General features: G+C 57.2%; 15 protein-coding genes. 11 read left to right on the forward strand and 4 right to left on the reverse strand.

Annotated elements, in window-relative coordinates:
* The first annotated feature begins 137 nt into the window (after window positions 1-137).
* Window positions 138-341 carry a heavy-metal-associated domain-containing protein gene (locus QNK41_RS19210; protein ID WP_319260263.1) on the forward strand — a complete coding sequence of 68 codons (204 nt, stop codon included), beginning with the start codon at window positions 138-140 and terminating at the stop codon, window positions 339-341.
* The gene (locus tag QNK41_RS19215) at window positions 341-2794 is read left to right on the forward strand and encodes a heavy metal translocating P-type ATPase (protein ID WP_319260266.1); all 2454 of its coding nucleotides are present in this window, start codon (window positions 341-343) and stop codon (window positions 2792-2794) included. The genes QNK41_RS19210 and QNK41_RS19215 overlap by 1 nt, the downstream gene beginning before the upstream one ends.
* A 128-nt stretch (window positions 2795-2922) precedes the next feature.
* Here the strand turns inward: QNK41_RS19215 and QNK41_RS19220 are convergent, their stop codons facing one another.
* Window positions 2923-3741 (reverse strand): AAA family ATPase, encoded by an 819-nt coding sequence (locus tag QNK41_RS19220; protein ID WP_319260269.1) that lies wholly within the window; start codon window positions 3739-3741, stop codon window positions 2923-2925.
* 30 nt (window positions 3742-3771) lie between these two features.
* The gene (locus QNK41_RS19225; protein ID WP_319260272.1) at window positions 3772-6015 is read right to left on the reverse strand and encodes a dynamin family protein; all 2244 of its coding nucleotides are present in this window, start codon (window positions 6013-6015) and stop codon (window positions 3772-3774) included.
* A gap of 307 nt (window positions 6016-6322) precedes the next feature.
* Here QNK41_RS19225 and QNK41_RS19230 point away from each other — a divergent pair, with 307 nt between their 5' ends.
* On the forward strand, window positions 6323-6475 hold the full coding sequence (locus tag QNK41_RS19230) for a hypothetical protein (protein WP_319260274.1): 153 nt from the start codon (window positions 6323-6325) through the stop codon (window positions 6473-6475).
* 339 nt (window positions 6476-6814) lie between these two features.
* On the opposite strand, the gene QNK41_RS19235 is transcribed toward QNK41_RS19230, so the two are convergent.
* Entirely contained in the window at window positions 6815-7381 is a 567-nt protein-coding gene (locus tag QNK41_RS19235) for a YqgE/AlgH family protein (protein WP_319260276.1), read from the reverse strand.
* Window positions 7382-7709: 328 nt separating this feature from the next.
* Here QNK41_RS19235 and ilvD point away from each other — a divergent pair, with 328 nt between their 5' ends.
* The 6 genes from ilvD (at window position 7710) to QNK41_RS19265 (ending at window position 16593) form a co-directional block, all read left to right on the forward strand.
* Window positions 7710-9377, forward strand: coding sequence for a dihydroxy-acid dehydratase (ilvD, locus tag QNK41_RS19240; protein WP_319260279.1), 1668 nt, complete (start codon window positions 7710-7712; stop codon window positions 9375-9377).
* An 82-nt stretch (window positions 9378-9459) separates the two neighbouring features.
* The gene (gene ilvB, locus QNK41_RS19245) at window positions 9460-11145 is read left to right on the forward strand and encodes a biosynthetic-type acetolactate synthase large subunit (protein WP_319260282.1); all 1686 of its coding nucleotides are present in this window, start codon (window positions 9460-9462) and stop codon (window positions 11143-11145) included.
* A gap of 278 nt (window positions 11146-11423) precedes the next feature.
* Entirely contained in the window at window positions 11424-11912 is a 489-nt protein-coding gene (gene ilvN, locus QNK41_RS19250; RefSeq protein WP_319260285.1) for an acetolactate synthase small subunit, read from the forward strand.
* Between the two features lie 119 nt (window positions 11913-12031).
* Window positions 12032-13084, forward strand: a complete 1053-nt coding sequence (gene ilvC, locus QNK41_RS19255; RefSeq protein ID WP_319260288.1) for a ketol-acid reductoisomerase — start codon at window positions 12032-12034, stop codon at window positions 13082-13084.
* 72 nt (window positions 13085-13156) lie between these two features.
* Entirely contained in the window at window positions 13157-14818 is a 1662-nt protein-coding gene (gene cimA, locus QNK41_RS19260) for a citramalate synthase (protein WP_319260291.1), read from the forward strand.
* A gap of 230 nt (window positions 14819-15048) precedes the next feature.
* A complete protein-coding gene (locus QNK41_RS19265; protein WP_319260294.1) occupies window positions 15049-16593 on the forward strand; it encodes a 2-isopropylmalate synthase in 1545 nt (514 codons plus the stop codon).
* A gap of 71 nt (window positions 16594-16664) precedes the next feature.
* On the opposite strand, the gene QNK41_RS19270 is transcribed toward QNK41_RS19265, so the two are convergent.
* Window positions 16665-17714, reverse strand: coding sequence for a galactose-1-phosphate uridylyltransferase (locus tag QNK41_RS19270; RefSeq protein WP_319260297.1), 1050 nt, complete (start codon window positions 17712-17714; stop codon window positions 16665-16667).
* 163 nt (window positions 17715-17877) lie between these two features.
* On the opposite strand from QNK41_RS19270, the gene QNK41_RS19275 reads away from it, so the two are divergent.
* Together QNK41_RS19275 and QNK41_RS19280 are read left to right on the forward strand one after the other, a co-directional pair.
* The gene (locus QNK41_RS19275) at window positions 17878-18174 is read left to right on the forward strand and encodes an AF1514 family protein (RefSeq protein WP_319260299.1); all 297 of its coding nucleotides are present in this window, start codon (window positions 17878-17880) and stop codon (window positions 18172-18174) included.
* Between the two features lie 114 nt (window positions 18175-18288).
* Window positions 18289-18689, forward strand: a 401-nt coding sequence (locus QNK41_RS19280; RefSeq protein ID WP_319260302.1) for a PaaI family thioesterase, incomplete at its 3' end; no start/stop codon positions are given.

An 18689-nucleotide genomic window follows, 5' to 3' on the forward strand; every position in this document is an offset into this window, starting at 1 on the left:
GTCATCTGAACGATGGTTTCTGGACGCCAGTCTTCATTCAGCAACTGTGGTCTTTTCCTGTGCACACCTTGCAAGCGCCCCTCCGGCCACTTAACTTAAGTGCGTTAAAAACCAAACTGAAAACAAAGGAGTCTTTTATGTCGAAAGAGACACTGACCATTCCAAACATCTCCTGTGGTCACTGCGTGTCGGCCATCGAGGCTGAATTGGCCGAGATGGAAGGGGTGTCCTCGGTGAAGGCCGACGCCGAAACCAAAACCGTCACCGTCCAATGGGACGCCCCGGCCTCAATTGAACGCATCCGGGCCACCCTGACGGAAATCAATTATCCGGCCCAGTGATGACCTCCCAGACCCTCATCCTGCCGATCACCGGCATGACCTGTGCCAACTGCGCCATGAATATTACCCGTGGGCTTAAAAAGCTGCCCGGAGTCAGCGAGGCCAACGTCAACTTTGCGGCCGAGCGGGCCTCGGTGACCTTTGATCCCCATCACGCGTCACCGATGGATCTGATCCAGCAGGTCGAAAAACTCGGATTCAGCGTCACCACCGCCCGGATTGACTTTCCGGTCATGGGCATGACCTGCGCCAACTGCGCCATGAACGTGGAGCGGGCGCTTGTGAAGAAGGTTCCGGGGGTGATCAATGCTGCGGTGAATTTTGCCGCCGAACGGGCAGCGGTTGACTATCTGCCGTCCATGGTCGCCCCTGACGACCTGGTGTCAGCGGTGGAAAAGGCCGGATTCGGTGCCCTGATCCAGCAGGAAGGGGAACCGGAAGACGCGGAAGCCAAAGCGCGGCAGTCGGAGATCGCCGACCAGACCCGCAAGTTTATGGTCGGCGTCGTCTTTGCCCTGCCTCTTTTCGTGACCAGCATGGCCAGGGATTTTGGGCTCACCGGACCATGGAGCCACCAGGCCTGGGTCAACTGGCTGTTTTTTGTGTTGGCGACGCCGGTGCAGTTTTACACCGGCTGGGACTATTATGTCAGCGGCCTGAAAAGCCTGCGCAACAAGAGCGCCAACATGGACGTGTTGGTGGCCATGGGATCGTCCACGGCCTACGCCTATTCCCTGGCCGTGTTGCTGCTACCCACGTTGGGCGGGCATGTTTATTTCGAGACGTCGGCAGTCATCATCACCCTGATCAAAATGGGCAAACTGCTCGAAGCCCGAACCAAGGGAAAGACGGGCAACGCTATCCGCAAGCTCATGGGACTTCGCCCCAAAACCGCCACGGTGCTCCGGGAAGGAATCGAGCATGAAACCCCCATCGAAGGGGTGCGCGTGGGTGATGTGGTTCTGATCAGACCGGGCGAACGCATTCCCGTCGACGGTCAGGTCATCGATGGCGCCTCGGCCGTAGACGAATCCATGCTCACCGGAGAACCCATTCCGGTGGACAAACAACCCGGCGACACGATGTCCGCCGGCACCATCAACGGCCAGGGAAACATCGTCTTCACAGCCACCCGGGTAGGCCGGGAAACCGCCCTTGCCCAGATCATCCGCCTGGTGCAGGAGGCCCAGGGCAGCAAAGCCCCCATCCAGGCCCTGGCCGATCGCGTCGCCGCGGTGTTCGTTCCGGCGATCATCGTGATTGCCCTGCTGGTTTTCACGGTCTGGTGGGTCGTCGCCGGCGATTTCGTGACCGCCATGATCCGCATGGTGGCCGTACTGGTCATCGCCTGCCCCTGTGCATTAGGTCTGGCCACACCCACCGCGATTATGGCCGGCACCGGCAAGGGAGCCGAACGGGGCATGCTTTTCAAAAACAGCCGGGCGTTGGAGGGTGCCACCCGCCTGTCCACGGTAGTTTTGGACAAAACCGGCACCATCACCGAAGGCAAGCCGGTGGTTACCGACCTGGTTGTCGATACGGGCAACGGGGTGACTGAAAACGAACTGATACTGCTCGCCGCATCGGTGGAGAAAGGTTCTGAGCACCCGTTGGGCCGCGCAATCGTCAAAAAAGCCGAAGCATCGGGTCTGACACTGACAGCGCCGGAGGCCTTTAAAGCCCACGGCGGCGACGGGGTGGAAGCCCGGGTGAACGGCCGACTTATCAAGGTGGGCAAGCCGCACTGGTTTGACGCGTGGCCAGGGGTGGTTTCCGCAACGATGGCCGAACAAATATCGATTTTTCAGGCCCAGGGGAAAACCGTCATGGTGGCCGTTGAAGCGGACCGCCTGCTGGGTCTGATCTGCGTATCGGATCGCATCAAGGCGGACTCGCCGTCGGCCATTGCCCGGTTGAAACGAATGGGTCTGAAGACGGTGATGCTCACCGGAGACAACCGCCAGGCCGCCGCGACTATCGGCCGGCAGGCAGGCGTGGATCATGTGGAAGCCGAGGTGCGGCCGGAAGACAAAGCCCTGCGGGTCAAAACGCTGCAGACGGCAGGTAAGAAGGTGGCCATGGTGGGCGACGGCATCAACGATGCCCCGGCCCTGGCCCAGGCCGACGTGGGCTTCGCCATCGGTACGGGCACCGACGTGGCCATCGAAACGGCCGACGTGATCCTGGCCGCCGGATCGCTTAGTGGTGTTCCCAGAGCCATCACGCTGAGCCGGGCCACCATGAGGACAATCCGCCAGAACCTCTTCTGGGCTTTTTTTTACAATGCCGTATTGATTCCGGTAGCCGCCGGCGCCCTTTTCCCGTTTGACGCCCTGCCCATGATGTTGCGGCAACTGCACCCCATTTTGGCCGCCCTGGCCATGGCCTTTTCCAGCATCACGGTGGTTTCCAACAGCCTGAGGCTCTACCGGACGAAAATAGCTGATAGCTGATAGCTGATAGCTGATAGCTGATAGCTGATAGCTGATATCGAAATGAAACGGGATCGGTTGCTCGTCAAGGGCGGAATCAGGAAATCATGCTTTTCCTTTGCCTGATCTTACCCCTTAAACCTTCAACCTTACGCCTTTAACCGAATACTTGCGGGCCAAGCATGCTTCCTTGTCAGCAGTTCATCCGCCAGACGATTGTAATCGATTGCCCCGTAACTGCTTCGGCGATAAAACACCACCGGCTTGCCCACTTCGGCGCTTTCGGCGATGGTGGTGTTGCTGCGAATGGCCGTATCGAATACCAGCTTTCGATAGCGGATGTCGGTCTTGAGTTGATCCATAACGACATTGGCTACCCGGGTGCGCAGGTCCACCATGGTGGGGACAATGCCGGTAATGTACAACCCGGGATTGATCTCTTCACGCACCGCATCGACGGTGTCAAACAGTTCGGCAAGGGCCCCGAACGCATAAGGGTGCGTCTGGCAGGGCACCAGCACTTCCGAGGCAAACGAGAAGACATTGACGGTGAGCAGAGAGAGGCTGGGCGGGGTGTCCATTAAAATAAAATCATAATTCCCGGCCACCGGGGCCAGTGCATCCTTGAGCCGGTTTTCCCGCCCTTCGGCCTCCACTAATTCCACTTCGGCACCGGATAGATCCACATGGGAGGGTATCAGGTGAAGCCCGTCCCATTGCGTGGAAAGGACCGTCTCTTCAACCGCTTTACGGCCGTTGTTCATAATCAGGTCGTAGACCGAGGGCAGCTCGTCATCAGGCAGAATACCCAGCCCTCGAGTGGCATTGGCTTGTGGATCCATGTCCACCACCAGCACGGATTGGTTGGCCATAGTCAACGCTGCTGCCAGGTTGATCACCGTTACTGTCTTGCCCACCCCCCCTTTCTCGTTTGCCACCGCAATTGCCCTGGTTTTCTTTTTAGCCATCTTGCCTCCCCTTCCGTTAGCGTTGTCGCATTAGCCGTTCAATTGCCCAAGATCTGCCTTAAGATGGCCGATCTTCTCCTGCAGTGACCGGGAAGCGTCTCTCATCCGGTCGAGTGAAGCCGACACATTTTCTTTGTCCAGCCGCTGTTCACTGATGAGGTCAACCAGCCTGGAGAGATCGGCCCCATGGTGTTGGAACCGCTCCAGCATCCTGCCGTTGAGGGCCGAAGCGGCCGCATCGGCCAGTTTCAGCATATACTGAAACTTGATATTTTCCTTGTAGTCTTTCAAGTGAAACAAAACGGATCGCTCGGTTTCGCGCTTCATGCGTTTGACCCCCGAGGCGAGCGCCAGGAACTGTTCCTGATGGACTTTGTCCGCCGATTTTTTCATGGCTTTCTTGACCAGGTTGACGATCTTGTAGAAACCGAAGCGCATCACCGCCTCGGTTTTGATCTGGGCGGAATAACGCATGGTTGCCGCAGCCGGCGGCAGCGACAACCCGGCCACCTTGCGGATCGATTCCAGCTCCGGCCCCAAGCGAATCGGCTGCGATTCTCGCCCTTGGGGCATCTTACCCTCATCCATGGCGTTGGTGTATTGCGCCAGGGCTTCATCGATCATGGCACCATATGGTCCGGCAATCTCATCCAGATAGACCATGAGATTTTTTTCCTGCGCCTTGACGAACCGGATCACCTGGGGGTTAACCGTTTCGGCCATGTGCTCATCCAAGGCCTGTTTGAACTCCTGGAAAACCATATACAGCGTTTTGGCAAATCCCACACTCATCAGGCTTTCATCATAGCGGTGCATCTCCACCTGATAGCTGCGAACATAACGGACAACCCCGGACACCACTCCGTCGGCATGCTCGTCGAAAAACCGGTCTATGGCTGTTTTCAAATCGCGTTTGACTTGATTGACGGCGCCGTCCAGGGTGTTTTTCACCGTCAGCTTCATGCGCTCCAATCGGCCCCGCTGACTGTCGACACGGTCGGCCAGCTCCCGCGCCCCACCAGCGTCCCGGGCCAGCAGATCACGGTTGAAATCAATCCAGCTGCCAATGCCGCCGGCTACTATTTCCAGCCGTTCCAGATGGTTTTTCAGCAGCAGGGAGGTTCGCTCCCGGCGGATCTTTTGTTCCAGGTACTGCTGAAAACGGCGTTGTTCTGCCGACACAAAATCGACCATCTCCGTCTCCCGGCGCCAATGGCCGAACCGGTCACGGTCTCTTTGGGACAGATCGGATTCCATCTGCGACATGAGCAGAAACAGGGCGGAGAAGGTAAACATCCGGGGCTCGCGGCAGATAAGGCTCAGGTCCGCTTCAATCTTCCGAAGCCCCTCGGCAAGATCTTCAGGGGATTCGTGCTCGCTGAGGTCGCAGTTCACGACGAAAACTATCGTTTCCAGAATTCCCATTTTTCGAATCATGGATAAAAACCGGATGTCTGCCTGACGAAGCCCTGTGCGGCTGCTGACCACATAAATCGTCAGGTGGGCCAGCATCAGATAGTCCTGGATCATGGCCAGGTGCAACGGGTTGGGAGAGTCGCTGCCCTGGCAGTCGGCTATTTCGACCCCTTCGCCGAGTCCCGGGGTGTCAATTTCCAGCAACACGTCCTTCAGGTATACGGCCATGGCATCGTCACCAACGAAATCACGGTGCAAGGGGAACCGGTCGTTCCCAAACACCACCGTGGCATAATCCGCCTGTACGACCGGCTGTACACGATCATAGCCGTTGAGATAGGAGGCCAGCAGCACGCTGCCGGCGCTGCGGGTGTCGTTGGAAATCAACTGGTCGGCCGCCAGGTCGGCCAGCGCTCGCTCAAGGATCTGCCGATCCGTTTCCCGGCGGATGTCTAAGGGATGCGCCTCACCGGAACGCTTGTGGGCTGGCAGCAGCACCGATGCCTGATCGATGTCCCGGTTCACCTCATCCCAGTTCTTGAGATAAAGGATGGCCCGCAAACGGCTGCCGGTTCTCACCCGGGTGACGATGGAAGTGACCACCCCGGCCCCCCGTTTGAGGTAATCACCGCCAAAAAGGGTATTCACGAAGGTACTTTTCCCCGATTTAATGGCACCCACTACAGCCACGCGCATCGTCTCTTCGGATATCTGTTCGGATATGATTTGGCAGGTTGTCTTCCACTGGGAAAACCCATCATCAACCCGTTCGATAATCTTCTCGGCGTCTTCAATGAGATGCGCGGTATCCTCGCTGATTCGGGTAAGCTGGAGCTTGAGTGTCTCGTATGCAGGCATGTCTATCTTTTCTCGGGTCTGGTCTCAGATCTGGTCTCAGGTTTGGTGATGGTTGCGAAACCAACGGATGCGGATACTGAAAGGCCGGAATTTGTCCGTGGGAATTATCCGGGCACCGGCTAAAGGTTTTTACATTTAAAAGGATCGGTTGTCAAAGGTTTCCCATCCGGTGGTCAAGTGGTGCAGGCATCTTACAAATGAACACAATGGCTTGTAAATCTTATGGTTTAATGATATACAGCTGACCGGAAATAGATGAGATGGGCGGCTCAAAGGCGATAAATCCAGCATAAGGAACACCAGAAACATGTCAGAAAAACATCCGGAATGCCCATTATACAATCCGCTGAACTGCAAGGAGTACTACAATCCGAAGCTCTGTGCATTCGTCAGGAAGGACAAGGATTGTCTGAAAAAGAAAAAACCCAAACAAAAACCCAAAAAGGACGACACCGAATAAAAAAAAGGGGCCAATCAGCGCCCCTTGCCCCCCCCTCATTCAGCCTTTCCTACAATTCCCTTGATAACATAGCGGGTCACTCTTTTCAAACTCACTTTTTGCAAACTCGCAAAAAGTCGCATTTCCGACGGCTTCGTAAAAAGCCCGAGATCAAGGCTTGCGGGCCGCGAAAGCGAGCTTTAGCGAGCGAACAGTATATCGATCTTCATCATTACGGCGAACATTCATGTTCCATCCCGAGAATACCGCTATCGCGGGTGCCGTAGGCAGTGTACTGATCGTACTCCGCAGTGACGAGGGATGAAGCGTAACGCAGATATCGGGCTTTTTACGAAGCCGTCAGGCATGACCCGCCGTATCGGATAGCAAGGCCGGGTCAATGCCGATACCTTTCAGGGCCGCTTCCCAGCGTCTCTCCACTTCCATTTGAAAGGCGATGGCTTCCGAATAGGGCCCGTTAATCCAGGAGTTGCTGCGGATTTCACTTTCCAGTTGCCCGGGCCCCCAACCGGCACATCCCAAGGCGATGATAAACGCCCGGGGCCCGCTTCCCCCGGAGATGGCTTCAAGGATATCGCGAGAATTGCTCAAGGCCAGTTCTTCGGTTATCATCATGCTGCCTTCCCAGGTGAAGGGAGCGCCGTGAAGCACAAATATTTCATTCATATGGACCGGCCCTCCGATGTGAATGGGAATTTTTTCAGCGCCGGCAGCGGTTGGGATCTGCAATTCATCAAAGATCATCTTACCGTTGACAGTCGGGTGGACCCGTGTGAGAACAATCCCCATGGCTCCTTTTGGATTGTGCTCTGACAGGCAGGTGACAGACTGGTAGAAGTTGGGGTCGGCCAGCCCGGGCATGGCCATCAAAAACTGCCCTTTCAAGGATTGCCATGTCTGGTCCATGGTGTAAACCTCATTAGGATGTGTGAATGCTTTACTCATCTTATCGGGGCGCCGGCCCAAAGGCAAGAAAAAGCTTGACTTGCCGGAAACGGGCTGTTAGGGGAGGGTCAACGTTAAATGGTATCATAAAAAAATGAATAGCCGCTACGCCCTTATCAACATTATCAGTCTTATTCTTATCCTCGTAGTGGGTGTCCTCATCCACAACGAGGAAACAGGGGCGATAATGGTCTAAACCAGCCAACACCGGAAATCACGTAATCCGTTATCACCCCCCGAGGCGATAACGGATTTTTTTTTGCCCATTTTCAGAAAGGACGTCCAGTGAATGAAGAGTGACGACGCCAAAAAAGGTATCGAACGGGCACCCCACAGAGCCCTTTTCAAAGCCATTGGATACACGGATGAGGAGATCAAGCGGCCGCTGATCGGCATCGCCAATGCCGTCAATACCGCCATCCCCGGCCATGTTCACCTGGGCACCCTCGCTCAGGCGGTAAAGGCCGGAATCTACATGGCCGGCGGCACGCCGGTGGAATTCGGCACCATCGGCGTCTGCGACGGCATCGCCATGAATCACACCGGCATGAAGTACTCACTGGCCAGCCGCGAACTCATCGCCGACTCCATCGAGGTAATGGCCGTTGGTCATGCCCTGGACGCCATGGTCATGATCCCCAACTGCGACAAGATCGTGCCGGGCATGCTCATGGCAGTCGCGCGGTTGGATCTGCCCACCATTTTCATCAGCGGCGGCCCCATGCTGGCCGGTGAGCACCCGGAAATACCCGGCCGGAAAATCGACCTGATTACCGTTTTTGAGGCTGTCGGCGCCGTAAAAGCCGGAAAAATGAAAGCAGACCGACTGGCTGACATCGAAGACGCCGCCTGCCCAACCTGCGGCTCCTGCGCCGGCATGTTCACCGCCAACTCCATGAATTGCCTGACCGAAGTGATCGGCATGGGCCTGCCGGGAAACGGCACCATCCCCGCCGTCTTCTCCGCCCGCGTGCGCCTGGCCAAGCAGGCGGGCATTCAAATCATGGACCTGTGGGAAAAAAAGCTCAGCGCCAGAAAAATCATGACTCCCGAGGCGTTCCACAATGCCCTGACCGTCGACATGGCTTTGGGATGTTCCACCAACACCGTGCTGCACCTGCCGGCAATTGCCGCAGAGGCCGATGTTTCTCTGGATTTGAACATGATCAACGCAATCAGTGAACAAACGCCTCACATCTGCTCCCTGAGCCCCGGCGGCGAACACCACATTCAGGACCTGAACCGTGCCGGCGGCATCAGCGCCGTCCTGGGTGAACTGTCTGCGGCCGGTTTAATCCATGCAGACTGCCTGACCGTCACCGCCACGACCATCGCCGAGAATATCGACGGTGTCCTAACCCGTGACCCCGAGGTGATACGGCCGCTGGACCATCCCTACCACCCTCAGGGAGGCCTGGCCGTGCTTTACGGCAACCTGGCACCGGAAGGATGCGTGGTCAAGCCGTCGGCCGTTCTCGACGAAATGATGCACCATGAAGGGCCGGCCAGAGTCTTTGATCCCGAGGAGACGGCAACTGAAGCCATCATGGCGGGCCGCATCAACAAGGGAGATGTCATCATCGTGCGTTACGAAGGTCCCATGGGCGGTCCGGGCATACGCGAAATGCTCACCCCCACGTCGGCCATCGCCGGCATGGGGCTGGATGCCCACGTGGCCCTGATTACCGACGGCCGATTTTCGGGCGGATCACGCGGAGCCGCCATCGGTCACATCTCACCGGAAGCGGCCCAGGGCGGCCCCATTGCCATCGTAAAAGAAGGCGATCGCATCGCCGTCGATATCCCCGCAAAAACCGTCTCTCTGAAAGTATCCGATGGCGAGATCAGCCGGCGTATGGCCGGCTGGCAGGAACCCGAACCGAAAATCCGGCATGGGTACATGGCCCGCTACGCCCGGCAGGTATCGTCGGCCAGCCAGGGGGCGATTGTCAGATGACGGACAAACGACAGAAGCCGGAAGGCAGAGGTCGGATATCCGATCTCCGACCTCGGACTTCAGTAAAAAGGAGCACGATAAAATGAAACTCACCGGAGCGCAGATTTTGATGGAAGTCCTTAAAGAAGAGGGCGTGGATTCCATTTTCGGGTTTCCCGGCGGTGCCACTATCGATATTCATGACCGTCTGGAAACAACCGATATCCGCCACTACCTGGTGCGTCATGAGCAGGGTGCGGTACATGCGGCCGACGGTTACGCCCGCGTCACCGGAAAAGTCGGCGTCTGTCTGGTCACCTCCGGACCGGGCGCCACCAACGCCGTCACCGGCGTGGCCACCGCCTATATGGACTCCATTCCCGTGGTGATCATCAGCGGCCAGGTACCCACCCACCTCATTGGCAATGATGCATTCCAGGAAGTGGATATCGTCGGCATCACCCGACCCTGCACCAAGCACAACTACCTGGTGCCCTCGGTTGAGGAACTTCCACGGATTCTCAAGGAGGCCTTTCATATCGCCCGATCCGGCCGACCGGGGCCCGTGCTGGTAGACATTCCCAAGAATGTGCAGCAGGCCACGACCGATTTCAAACCCAAGCTAAAAGTCAATCTCAAATCCTACAACCCCACCTACAAACCCAATTCGAAACAGCTGCGCAAGGTGGTGGATCTGATCATGTCGGCCAAGCGTCCGGTGATATTTGCCGGTGGCGGCGTCATCCTTTCCAAAGGGGCCGAGGCGCTGACCAGGCTGGCCCGCACTGCCCGCATCCCGGTGACCACCTCCCTCATGGGGCTGGGCGCTTTTCCCGGCTCCGATCCCCTCTCGTTGGGGATGATCGGCATGCACGGCACTTACCGGGCCAACATGAGCACCGGCGAATGCGATCTGCTCATCGGCATCGGCGTACGCTTCGACGACCGGGTGACCGGCAAGACCGATTGCTTTGCCGCCCAGGCCGAAATCATTCACATCGACATCGACCCCACCTCCATTCGCAAGAACGTGCCGGTGAGCATCCCGGTGGTCGGAGACTGCAAAACCACACTGGAAGTGATCAACAGCTACCTGGCGGAAGAGGACCTGGACAAGCTGACGGCCAGCCGGAGCCCCTGGCTGGATCAGATCGACGCATGGAAGCAGAATTTCAAGCTGTCCTACGTCCAGGAGGAAGAGATCAAACCCCAGTACGTGGTGGAAAAACTCTATGAACTGACCCGGGGCGATGCCATCATCACCACGGAAGTGGGTCAGAACCAGATGTGGGCGGCCCAGTTTTATCTTTTCGACACTCCGGGTCGTTTTGTCACCTCCGGCGGACTGGGCACCATGGGCTTCGGCCTGCCGGCAGCCATCGGCGCCCAGGTGGCCTTCCCCGATGCCCTGGTGGTGGATGTGGCCGGAGACGGCAGCATCCAGATGAACATCCAGGAAATGGCTACCGCCGTACAGTACCAACTGCCGGTCAAGGTGGTCATCCTGAACAATTGCTACCTGGGCATGGTCCGCCAGTGGCAGGAATTGTTTTACGACAAGCGCTATGCCTGCACATGCATGGATCACGCGCCTGACTTCGTCAAACTGGCCGAGGCCTTTGGTGCCGTTGGATTGCGGGCCACCCGGCCGGACGAGGTGGAAACCGTCCTGCGCCAGGGTCTCGAAACGCCCGGCCCGGTGATCATGGATTTCAGGGTTGCCAAGGAAGAGTGCGTCTATCCGATGGTACCGGCCGGGGCACCCATCACGGAAATGCTGCTGGTATAATTTGCTGTAAGCGTTCACAGGTTCAGCGTTCACCGTTCTGGGTTGGTTTTTTATTGGTTGACCTCGTTCGCAGGCTAATAAATTCCTGATGAAACCGCCAATCCCAGAGCGAGTAACTCAGGCATGTAAACATTCACCGGATCAGCGTTTATCGCAAGTGGCTACTTTGGCTGAGGTTTCGGTGCTCTCTGAACCTCTGAACCCTGAACCTTTGAACCCGTAAACGGCTACGATTTTTTAACCGTCACTTTTTGCTGAATTTAAGGGAACCACGCTTAATGACAGAAGAGAAACACATCCTGACCATGCTGGTGGACAATGAACCCGGGGTGCTTTCCCGGATCGTCGGGTTGTTCAGCGGCCGTGGATTTAACATTGAAAGCCTCTGCGTGGCGGAAACCATCGATCCACAAGTATCCCGGATCACCATCGTCACCAAAGCCAATGAACCACTTGTTGAACAGATCGAAAAGCAGCTTCGAAAACTGATCAATGTGATCAAGCTCAGAGACCTTACCGGGTCCGGATCGGTCCAACGGGAAATGGCGCTGGTCTGTGTTCGGGCCAAACCGGAAAATCGCGACGAGATACTGCGGATTGTCGATATTTTCAGATGCAAGGTGGTAGATGTGGGTTCCGAGTACTATATTATTGAGGCAACCGGGACCGAAGATAAGATGAAGGCCCTGATCAACCTGCTCAAGCCCATGGGCATCAAGAAGATTGCCCGGACAGGCACCATCGCCTTGTTCAGGGAGCCCCACTAAACTGTCGATTGCATGCCGCTGGGGTATGTGGCGGCGGCGTATTAACAGGCTGTTAAACCGATTTGGAATAAAACGCAAGATAACCTACCGGAATTAAAATATTAATCAAGGAGTGACAGATGGCTCATATCGATTTTGGCGGAACGACTGAAGAAGTGATCACCTCAGAAGAATTTACCCTCCAGCAAGCACGCGAACTGCTTGAAAAAGAAACGGTTGCCGTGCTCGGTTACGGGGTCCAGGGGCCGGGACAGGCACTGAACATGCGCGATAACGGCATTGCGATCATTGTGGGTCAGCGGGAAGGGTCAGCCTCCTGGGACAAGGCCGTTGCCGATGGCTTTGTTCCCGGGAAAACCCTGTTCCCCATCGCGGAAGCCGCCCGGAAGGCCACCGTGATCCAGTACCTGTTGTCCGATGCCGGCCAGGTGGTCATGTGGCCCACAATCGAAGCCTGCCTCAACGAAGGTGATGCCCTTTACTTTTCCCATGGCTTTGGCATCGTTTACCGGGATCAAACCGGGATCGTCCCACCGAAAAACGTGGATGTGATCCTGGCGGCACCAAAAGGCTCGGGAACCACGGTGCGCTCCAACTTTCTGGACGGCAGTGGCATCAATTCCAGTTTTGCCGTTCATCAGGACTATACCGGACGGGCCAGGGCGCGCACCATCGCTTTAGGCATCGCCATCGGCTCCGGCTACCTTTTTCCCACCACCTTTGAAAAAGAGGTCCACAGTGACCTTACCGGCGAGCGCGGTGTGCTCATGGGGTGCCTGGCTGGTGTCATGGAGGCCCAGTACGCCGTACTTCGCAAGAACGGCCACAGCCCCAGTGAGGCCTTCAACGAGACGGTGGAAGAATTAACCCAGAGCCTGATACGACTGGTGGCCCAGAACGGCATGGACTGGATGTACGCCAACTGCAGCACCACCGCCCAGCGCGGCGCCCTGGACTGGGCCCCCCGCTTCCGGGATGCCGTGGCACCGGTGTTCGAACAACTATACACAAGCGTTGTTTCCGGTAAGGAGACCCGACGGACCCTTGAATGCAACAGCGCCCCGGATTACCGGGAACGGTTGGATGCGGAGCTGAAAGTTATTCACGATTCCGAGATGTGGCGGACCGGTGCCGCGGTGCGCGCCCTGCGACCGGAAAACCGACGAAAATAAATGGCATGGGGTTCCGGCCGGAGCCATCAGCCAGCCTGTTCCCGGAGTCATTGCAGTGTCAGGAGAAAAATAATGCAACCAATCCTAATCTACGACACCACATTGAGAGACGGTACCCAGGGAGAAAACATCACCTTCACGGCCGACGAGAAGCTCAAGATCGCCATGCGGTTGGACGATTTGGGAGTCCACTACATCGAGGGCGGTTGGCCCGGATCCAATCCCCGGGATATCCGCTTTTTCGACCTGGCCAAACGGGAACGATTCGAGACTGCCCGCATCACGGCGTTTGGATCCACGCGCAGGCCCGGCATCGATGCTGCCGACGATGCCAACCTGAATGCGATTCTGAAAAGTGAAACGCCGGCGGCGGCCATATTCGGCAAAAGCTGGACCTTTCACGTGCAGTCCATCATGGACAACACCCTGGAGGAGAATCTGGCCATGATCGCCGACAGTGTTGCCTTTCTCAAAGCCAACGATCGGGAAGTGATATATGACGCCGAGCACTTTTTCGACGGATTCAAGGATTCCCCGGACTACGCATTGGAAACGCTGGCAGCAGCCTTTGGCGCCGGCGCCGATTTTTTGGTCCTTTGCGACACCAACGGTGGCACCCTTCCCCAGGAAATTGAATCGACCGTCCAATCGGTCAGCGAGGGTCTGAAGCAACGATTCGGCGATACAGGGAATTTCAAACTGGGCATCCATACCCACAACGATTGCGGCATGGCTGCTGCCAATGCCATCTCCGCCATCAACTGCGGTGCAATCATGGTTCACGGCACCATCAACGGCTACGGAGAACGCTGCGGCAACGCCGACCTGACCACCATCATTCCCGTTCTCAGCAGCAAAATGAACCGGCCCTGCATCCCGCAAGAAAAATTGGCCGGACTGAAAAGCATTTCCCGATATGTGAGCGAGACGGCCAACATTGTTCCGCTGAACTCCCGCCCCTTCGTGGGGCGCAGTGCCTTCGCCCACAAAGGCGGTATTCACGTCAGCGCCATCATGAAAGAATCACGGGCCTACGAACACATTGACCCGGAAACCGTGGGCAACCAGCGCCGGGTGCTCATGTCCGACCTGGCCGGCAAGAGCAACGTGGAGTACAAGGCCAGGGAAATGGGCGTGGACCTGGGCGCCAACGGAAGTGACAGCAAGGCCATCGTTGCCGCCATCAAACAGATGGAAGACGAGGGTTATCAGTTCGACGTGGCTGACGGCTCCTTTCAGATCATGCTGGAAAAGTTCACCGAGCAGTTCAGGCCCTTGTTCGATCTGGAGTCCTTCCGGGTGACCATCGAAAAGGACAAGGACCTACCCTGTTCTGCACACGCCACCATTAAAATTTCGGTGGGTGACAGTCACGAGATCACCGCCGCCGAAGGTCTTGGCCCGGTGAGCGCCCTGGACAATGCCTTGAGAAAGGCATTGGGCAATTTCTACCCGGACCTGGACACCATGAAACTGGTGGACTTCAAGGTGCGCGTGGTGGACGGACGTGAGGGCACGGAGGCCAGAGTCCGGGTTTTGGTTGAATCCCGCGACCAGGACCAGATCTGGAGCACCATCGGCGTCTCCGAGGACATCATCGAGGCCAGTTGGCAGGCCCTGGCCGACAGCTTTCAGTTCAAGCTGGCCAAGGAAGCCCAACGACGCAGCAACCCGTCCCCAAGCAGTGAGGCGGAAGATCTTAAACAGGGATGGCCCATGTCGTTTAACGCCTGAAGCCGAAAACCGGAAAACAGCAGCTACCGCACCCAACCCGATTGACCAAGGAAGCAAAGCACCATGAATTCAGCCAAGGAAGGTATCAACGCCGCGGGAACGACCATTCGGCCGATTCCGCGGCCCATGCTCGGCATCACCTGCTTTTTCTAAGTTGCCAAAGCGCCGCGGCTTCACGTGAACCGGGGGTTTTATCTTCAACCATGCATGCAATACAAAGGAGAACAGCAATGACCGAGCGCATTAAAATATTCGACACCACCTTGCGGGACGGTGAGCAGAGTCCCGGCGCCAGCATGAATACCAACGAGAAAATGCGGCTGGCCGTCCAGTTGGAAAAGCTGGGCGTAGACATTCTCGAAGCGGGCTTTCCCGCCGCCTCCGAAGGCGACTTCGAGGCGGTTTCGGAAATCGCCAAACGCCTGAAGACCACTGAGGTTGCAGGTTTGGCACGGGCCAACAAGAGCGACATCGACCAGGCCTGGGGTGCAGTCCAGCACGCCGTCAATCCCCGCATCCACACCTTTATCGCCACCTCGGACATCCATCTGGACTACAAGCTGAAAATGTCCCGGGAAGAGGTGCTCAACGCAGCGATAGAGGCGGTCAAGTACGCCAAGACCTTCACCGACAACGTGGAGTTTTCGGCCGAAGACGGCTCCCGCAGCGACCGGGACTACCTGTGCAAGGTGTTTGGCGCGGCCATCGAAGCAGGCGCCACCACGATCAACCTACCCGATACGGTGGGCTACGCCATCCCCCAGGAGTTCGAGGAGATGGTCAAGTATGTGATGGCCAACACCGCGAACATGCACAAGGTCACGTTGAGCGTCCACTGCCACAACGATTTAGGCCTGGCCACAGCCAACACCATCGCCGCCATCAATGCCGGCGCCCGTCAGGCCGAAGTGACCATCAACGGCATCGGCGAGCGCGCGGGCAATACCTCCCTGGAAGAGGTGATCATGGCCCTGCACACTCGCCGGAACCTCATGCCCTTCGACACCGGCATCCAGACCCAGCACATCTATTCCACCAGCCGCCTGGTAAGCATGATTACCGGCATCATGGTCCAGCCCAACAAAGCCGTCGTGGGTGCCAACGCCTTTGCCCACGAAGCGGGCATTCACCAGGATGGCATGCTGAAAAACCCCATGACCTATGAGATCATGAAGCCGGAGACCATCGGATTGAGCCATAACCAGCTGGTGTTAGGCAAGCATTCGGGCCGCCACGCCCTGTACACGCACCTGAAAAACCTGGGCTACGACCTGTCCGAAGATGAACTGAAAACGGTCTTCAAACAGTTCAAGACCCTGGCCGACAAGAAAAAGCACGTCATGGACGAAGACCTGGAAGCCCTGGTCACCGAGGGCGTGCTCAGGTCCGCCGAAGTCTTCTCTCTGGAATATCTGCACGTCACCTGTGGGACAACGGTCCTGCCCATGGCCAGTGTGCGGCTCTCCATCAACGGCCGCTCGGTTCAGGGCGCCAACTACGGCAACGGTCCCATCGATTCGGCATACAACACCATCGCCGAGTTGACCAACGCCAAGGCCGAACTGCTCCGTTTTACCGTCAGCGCCCTGACCGGGGGCACCGACGCCCAGGGCGAGGTGACGGTGCGCCTGCGTGAAAACGGCCTGATGGCCTTGGGCCGCGGTTCCGATCCGGACATCATCACAGCCAGCGCCAAGGCTTACATCAACGGGTTGAACCGGCTGGAGTATCTGAAGGCGCACCCGGTAAAGGCATCGCAGACGCTGTCGGTCTAAAGGCGAAGGACTGGCGTCGGACAACCGATGTCAGGCTGCTGATTTCACGGAACTGAAAATTAACGGGGCCATCATTGCCAGAAGGCGCGGGCCAGCCGCGCGGTCTCTTCCGGAGCGGTAAAGGTGGCCATATCCCCCAGCATGACTTCGAAGCCGGTGTGATCGCTTCGGGTCCAGGGGGCGTAATTGGAACGAACCACCATAACGGCTCGCAACTCCAGCGCGCTTTGTGGTGTTTCCACCGAAAGCAGGCCGAAATTGTACCCGTTTCGGTTCAGACTGCGGTAGAGCCGTTGAACCCGGATCATGCCTGTGGCCAGATGGCGCCAGGCGTTTTCGTCCAGCATCATCAGGGAGGTTTTTCCGGGATAGATGGCCCAGATCTCGAAAAACCCTTCCGGCGCAAAAGCCGCCAACCATATCCACGGTCCGGTGCTGCCGATGTACCGTTCTCGCGCACGGACTTCATGGGCGGCATAATCACCAAAAAGCCCTCGCTGCAGGGCTTGCCAATGGGTCAGTGCACGGTCGTAAAGGAACCGCTGGTGATTGGCGCCGATCCGGTCGGCATGAACCTGCAGGTGGGGGTGGACCATGGAACCTCCTGCCGATGGCAGGTGGTTCTGGGTGATCGCCATATGTATCGCTGATGGATCGTGCTGGTTTACCCGCCTTAAATAGTCAGCGCAATTGACCAGGCAGTCTGTGTAGCTGCTTTCGACGGCTGTGCCGATCTCCACAAAGTGGGTGTTGTCAAACAGACTCACCGCAGAATAGGGGCCATAGGGGAACAGGTTGGGAAACAGCAGCGAGTCCCCCCGGGTCATCCTGCCGGCCGGATGGATTTGGGGGATCAGCTGCGGTGTCTGCGTCAGCACCTGGGGGCGGCAAAAAGGGCAGCGCGCCGTCTGCCGCGAATCCGGGGGTGGCGAAGGCAGGCGCTCAACACCCGCCTCTTTTTCATTCACACGACTGAAGGCGATTCGACTGGTGCGGCCCGAAATGGGGTTAATGCGAAGCTGAATGGTGCGGTCAGCCAATTCACCGGAAGGGTCTATCATTCGGGCCTGAACCGGTTCCATCGAGAACCAGCTGTCTGGAAGAACTGGGGTCTTCTGCACCGCATCCTCCTTGGTGTCGGTATAGGTAAAACCAGCCTACCACATGGCAAAGGGCACTTCAAACCGACCCACCCGGCTGTTTTTTACGGCTATTGATTTTTTTGTCAGCCCGTATTACATCCAATGTTCATATGATCCCCCGTTTCATCAAAAGGAGGTGGGAATGGCAAAAGCGCCATTGAAGTACCAGCTGATCAACCCGGTTAAGATCAGGACCGAGAAGCCCGATCTGGATTTTCCAGCCGCCCAGTCTATGGCCGATGAAAAGGTGAAATCACTTTTTCCGGACCCCATGCTGATTTCATGGTATAATGCCACGACCGGCGAATCGCATCCCAAGGTCGAATCCGGCGGTGCCGGAAAGCGAGGTTGGCTCAATTATGCCCAATCCCGCAATTGTGACATGACCGTCGACATCAATGACGAACAATTTGTTTTCATCTACCTGACGCAACCATAGCCCCACCGCCCCTGAATTCTCTGGCACCGAACGATTTAAGACAGACCATACGCCCGTCATACTCCCTGTGAGATCTGACCCGGAACAGCTGTGTCTAAGCGAGAAAGGAGCACAATGAGTGAAATCGCATTCCAGGACAACTATCCCGATGAACTGAGCCACTGCTATGGATGCGGACGACTCAATCCGGATGGTCTTCAGTTGAAAAGCTATTGGGATGGTGACGAGACGGTCGCCCGATTTCGGCCGCGGCCTGTCCATATGGCTATACCCGGCTATGTATACGGTGGTCTCCTGGCCTCTTTGATCGACTGTCACGGCACCGGTTCGGCCTCGGCCGCTGCCGGACGAGCCCGGCCGGACGAGGCCCCGTTCCGATTTGTCACCGCATCGCTGCATGTGAACTACCTGCGCCCGACCCCAATAGACGCCGAACTGGAAATCCGCGGCGTGATCAAGGAATTGAAAGAGAAAAAGGTAGTCGTATCGGCAACCGTTTCAGCCGAAGGGAAGCT

It is taken from the genome of Desulfosarcina sp., assembly GCF_033791525.1.
GTDB lineage: Bacteria > Desulfobacterota > Desulfobacteria > Desulfobacterales > Desulfosarcinaceae > Desulfosarcina.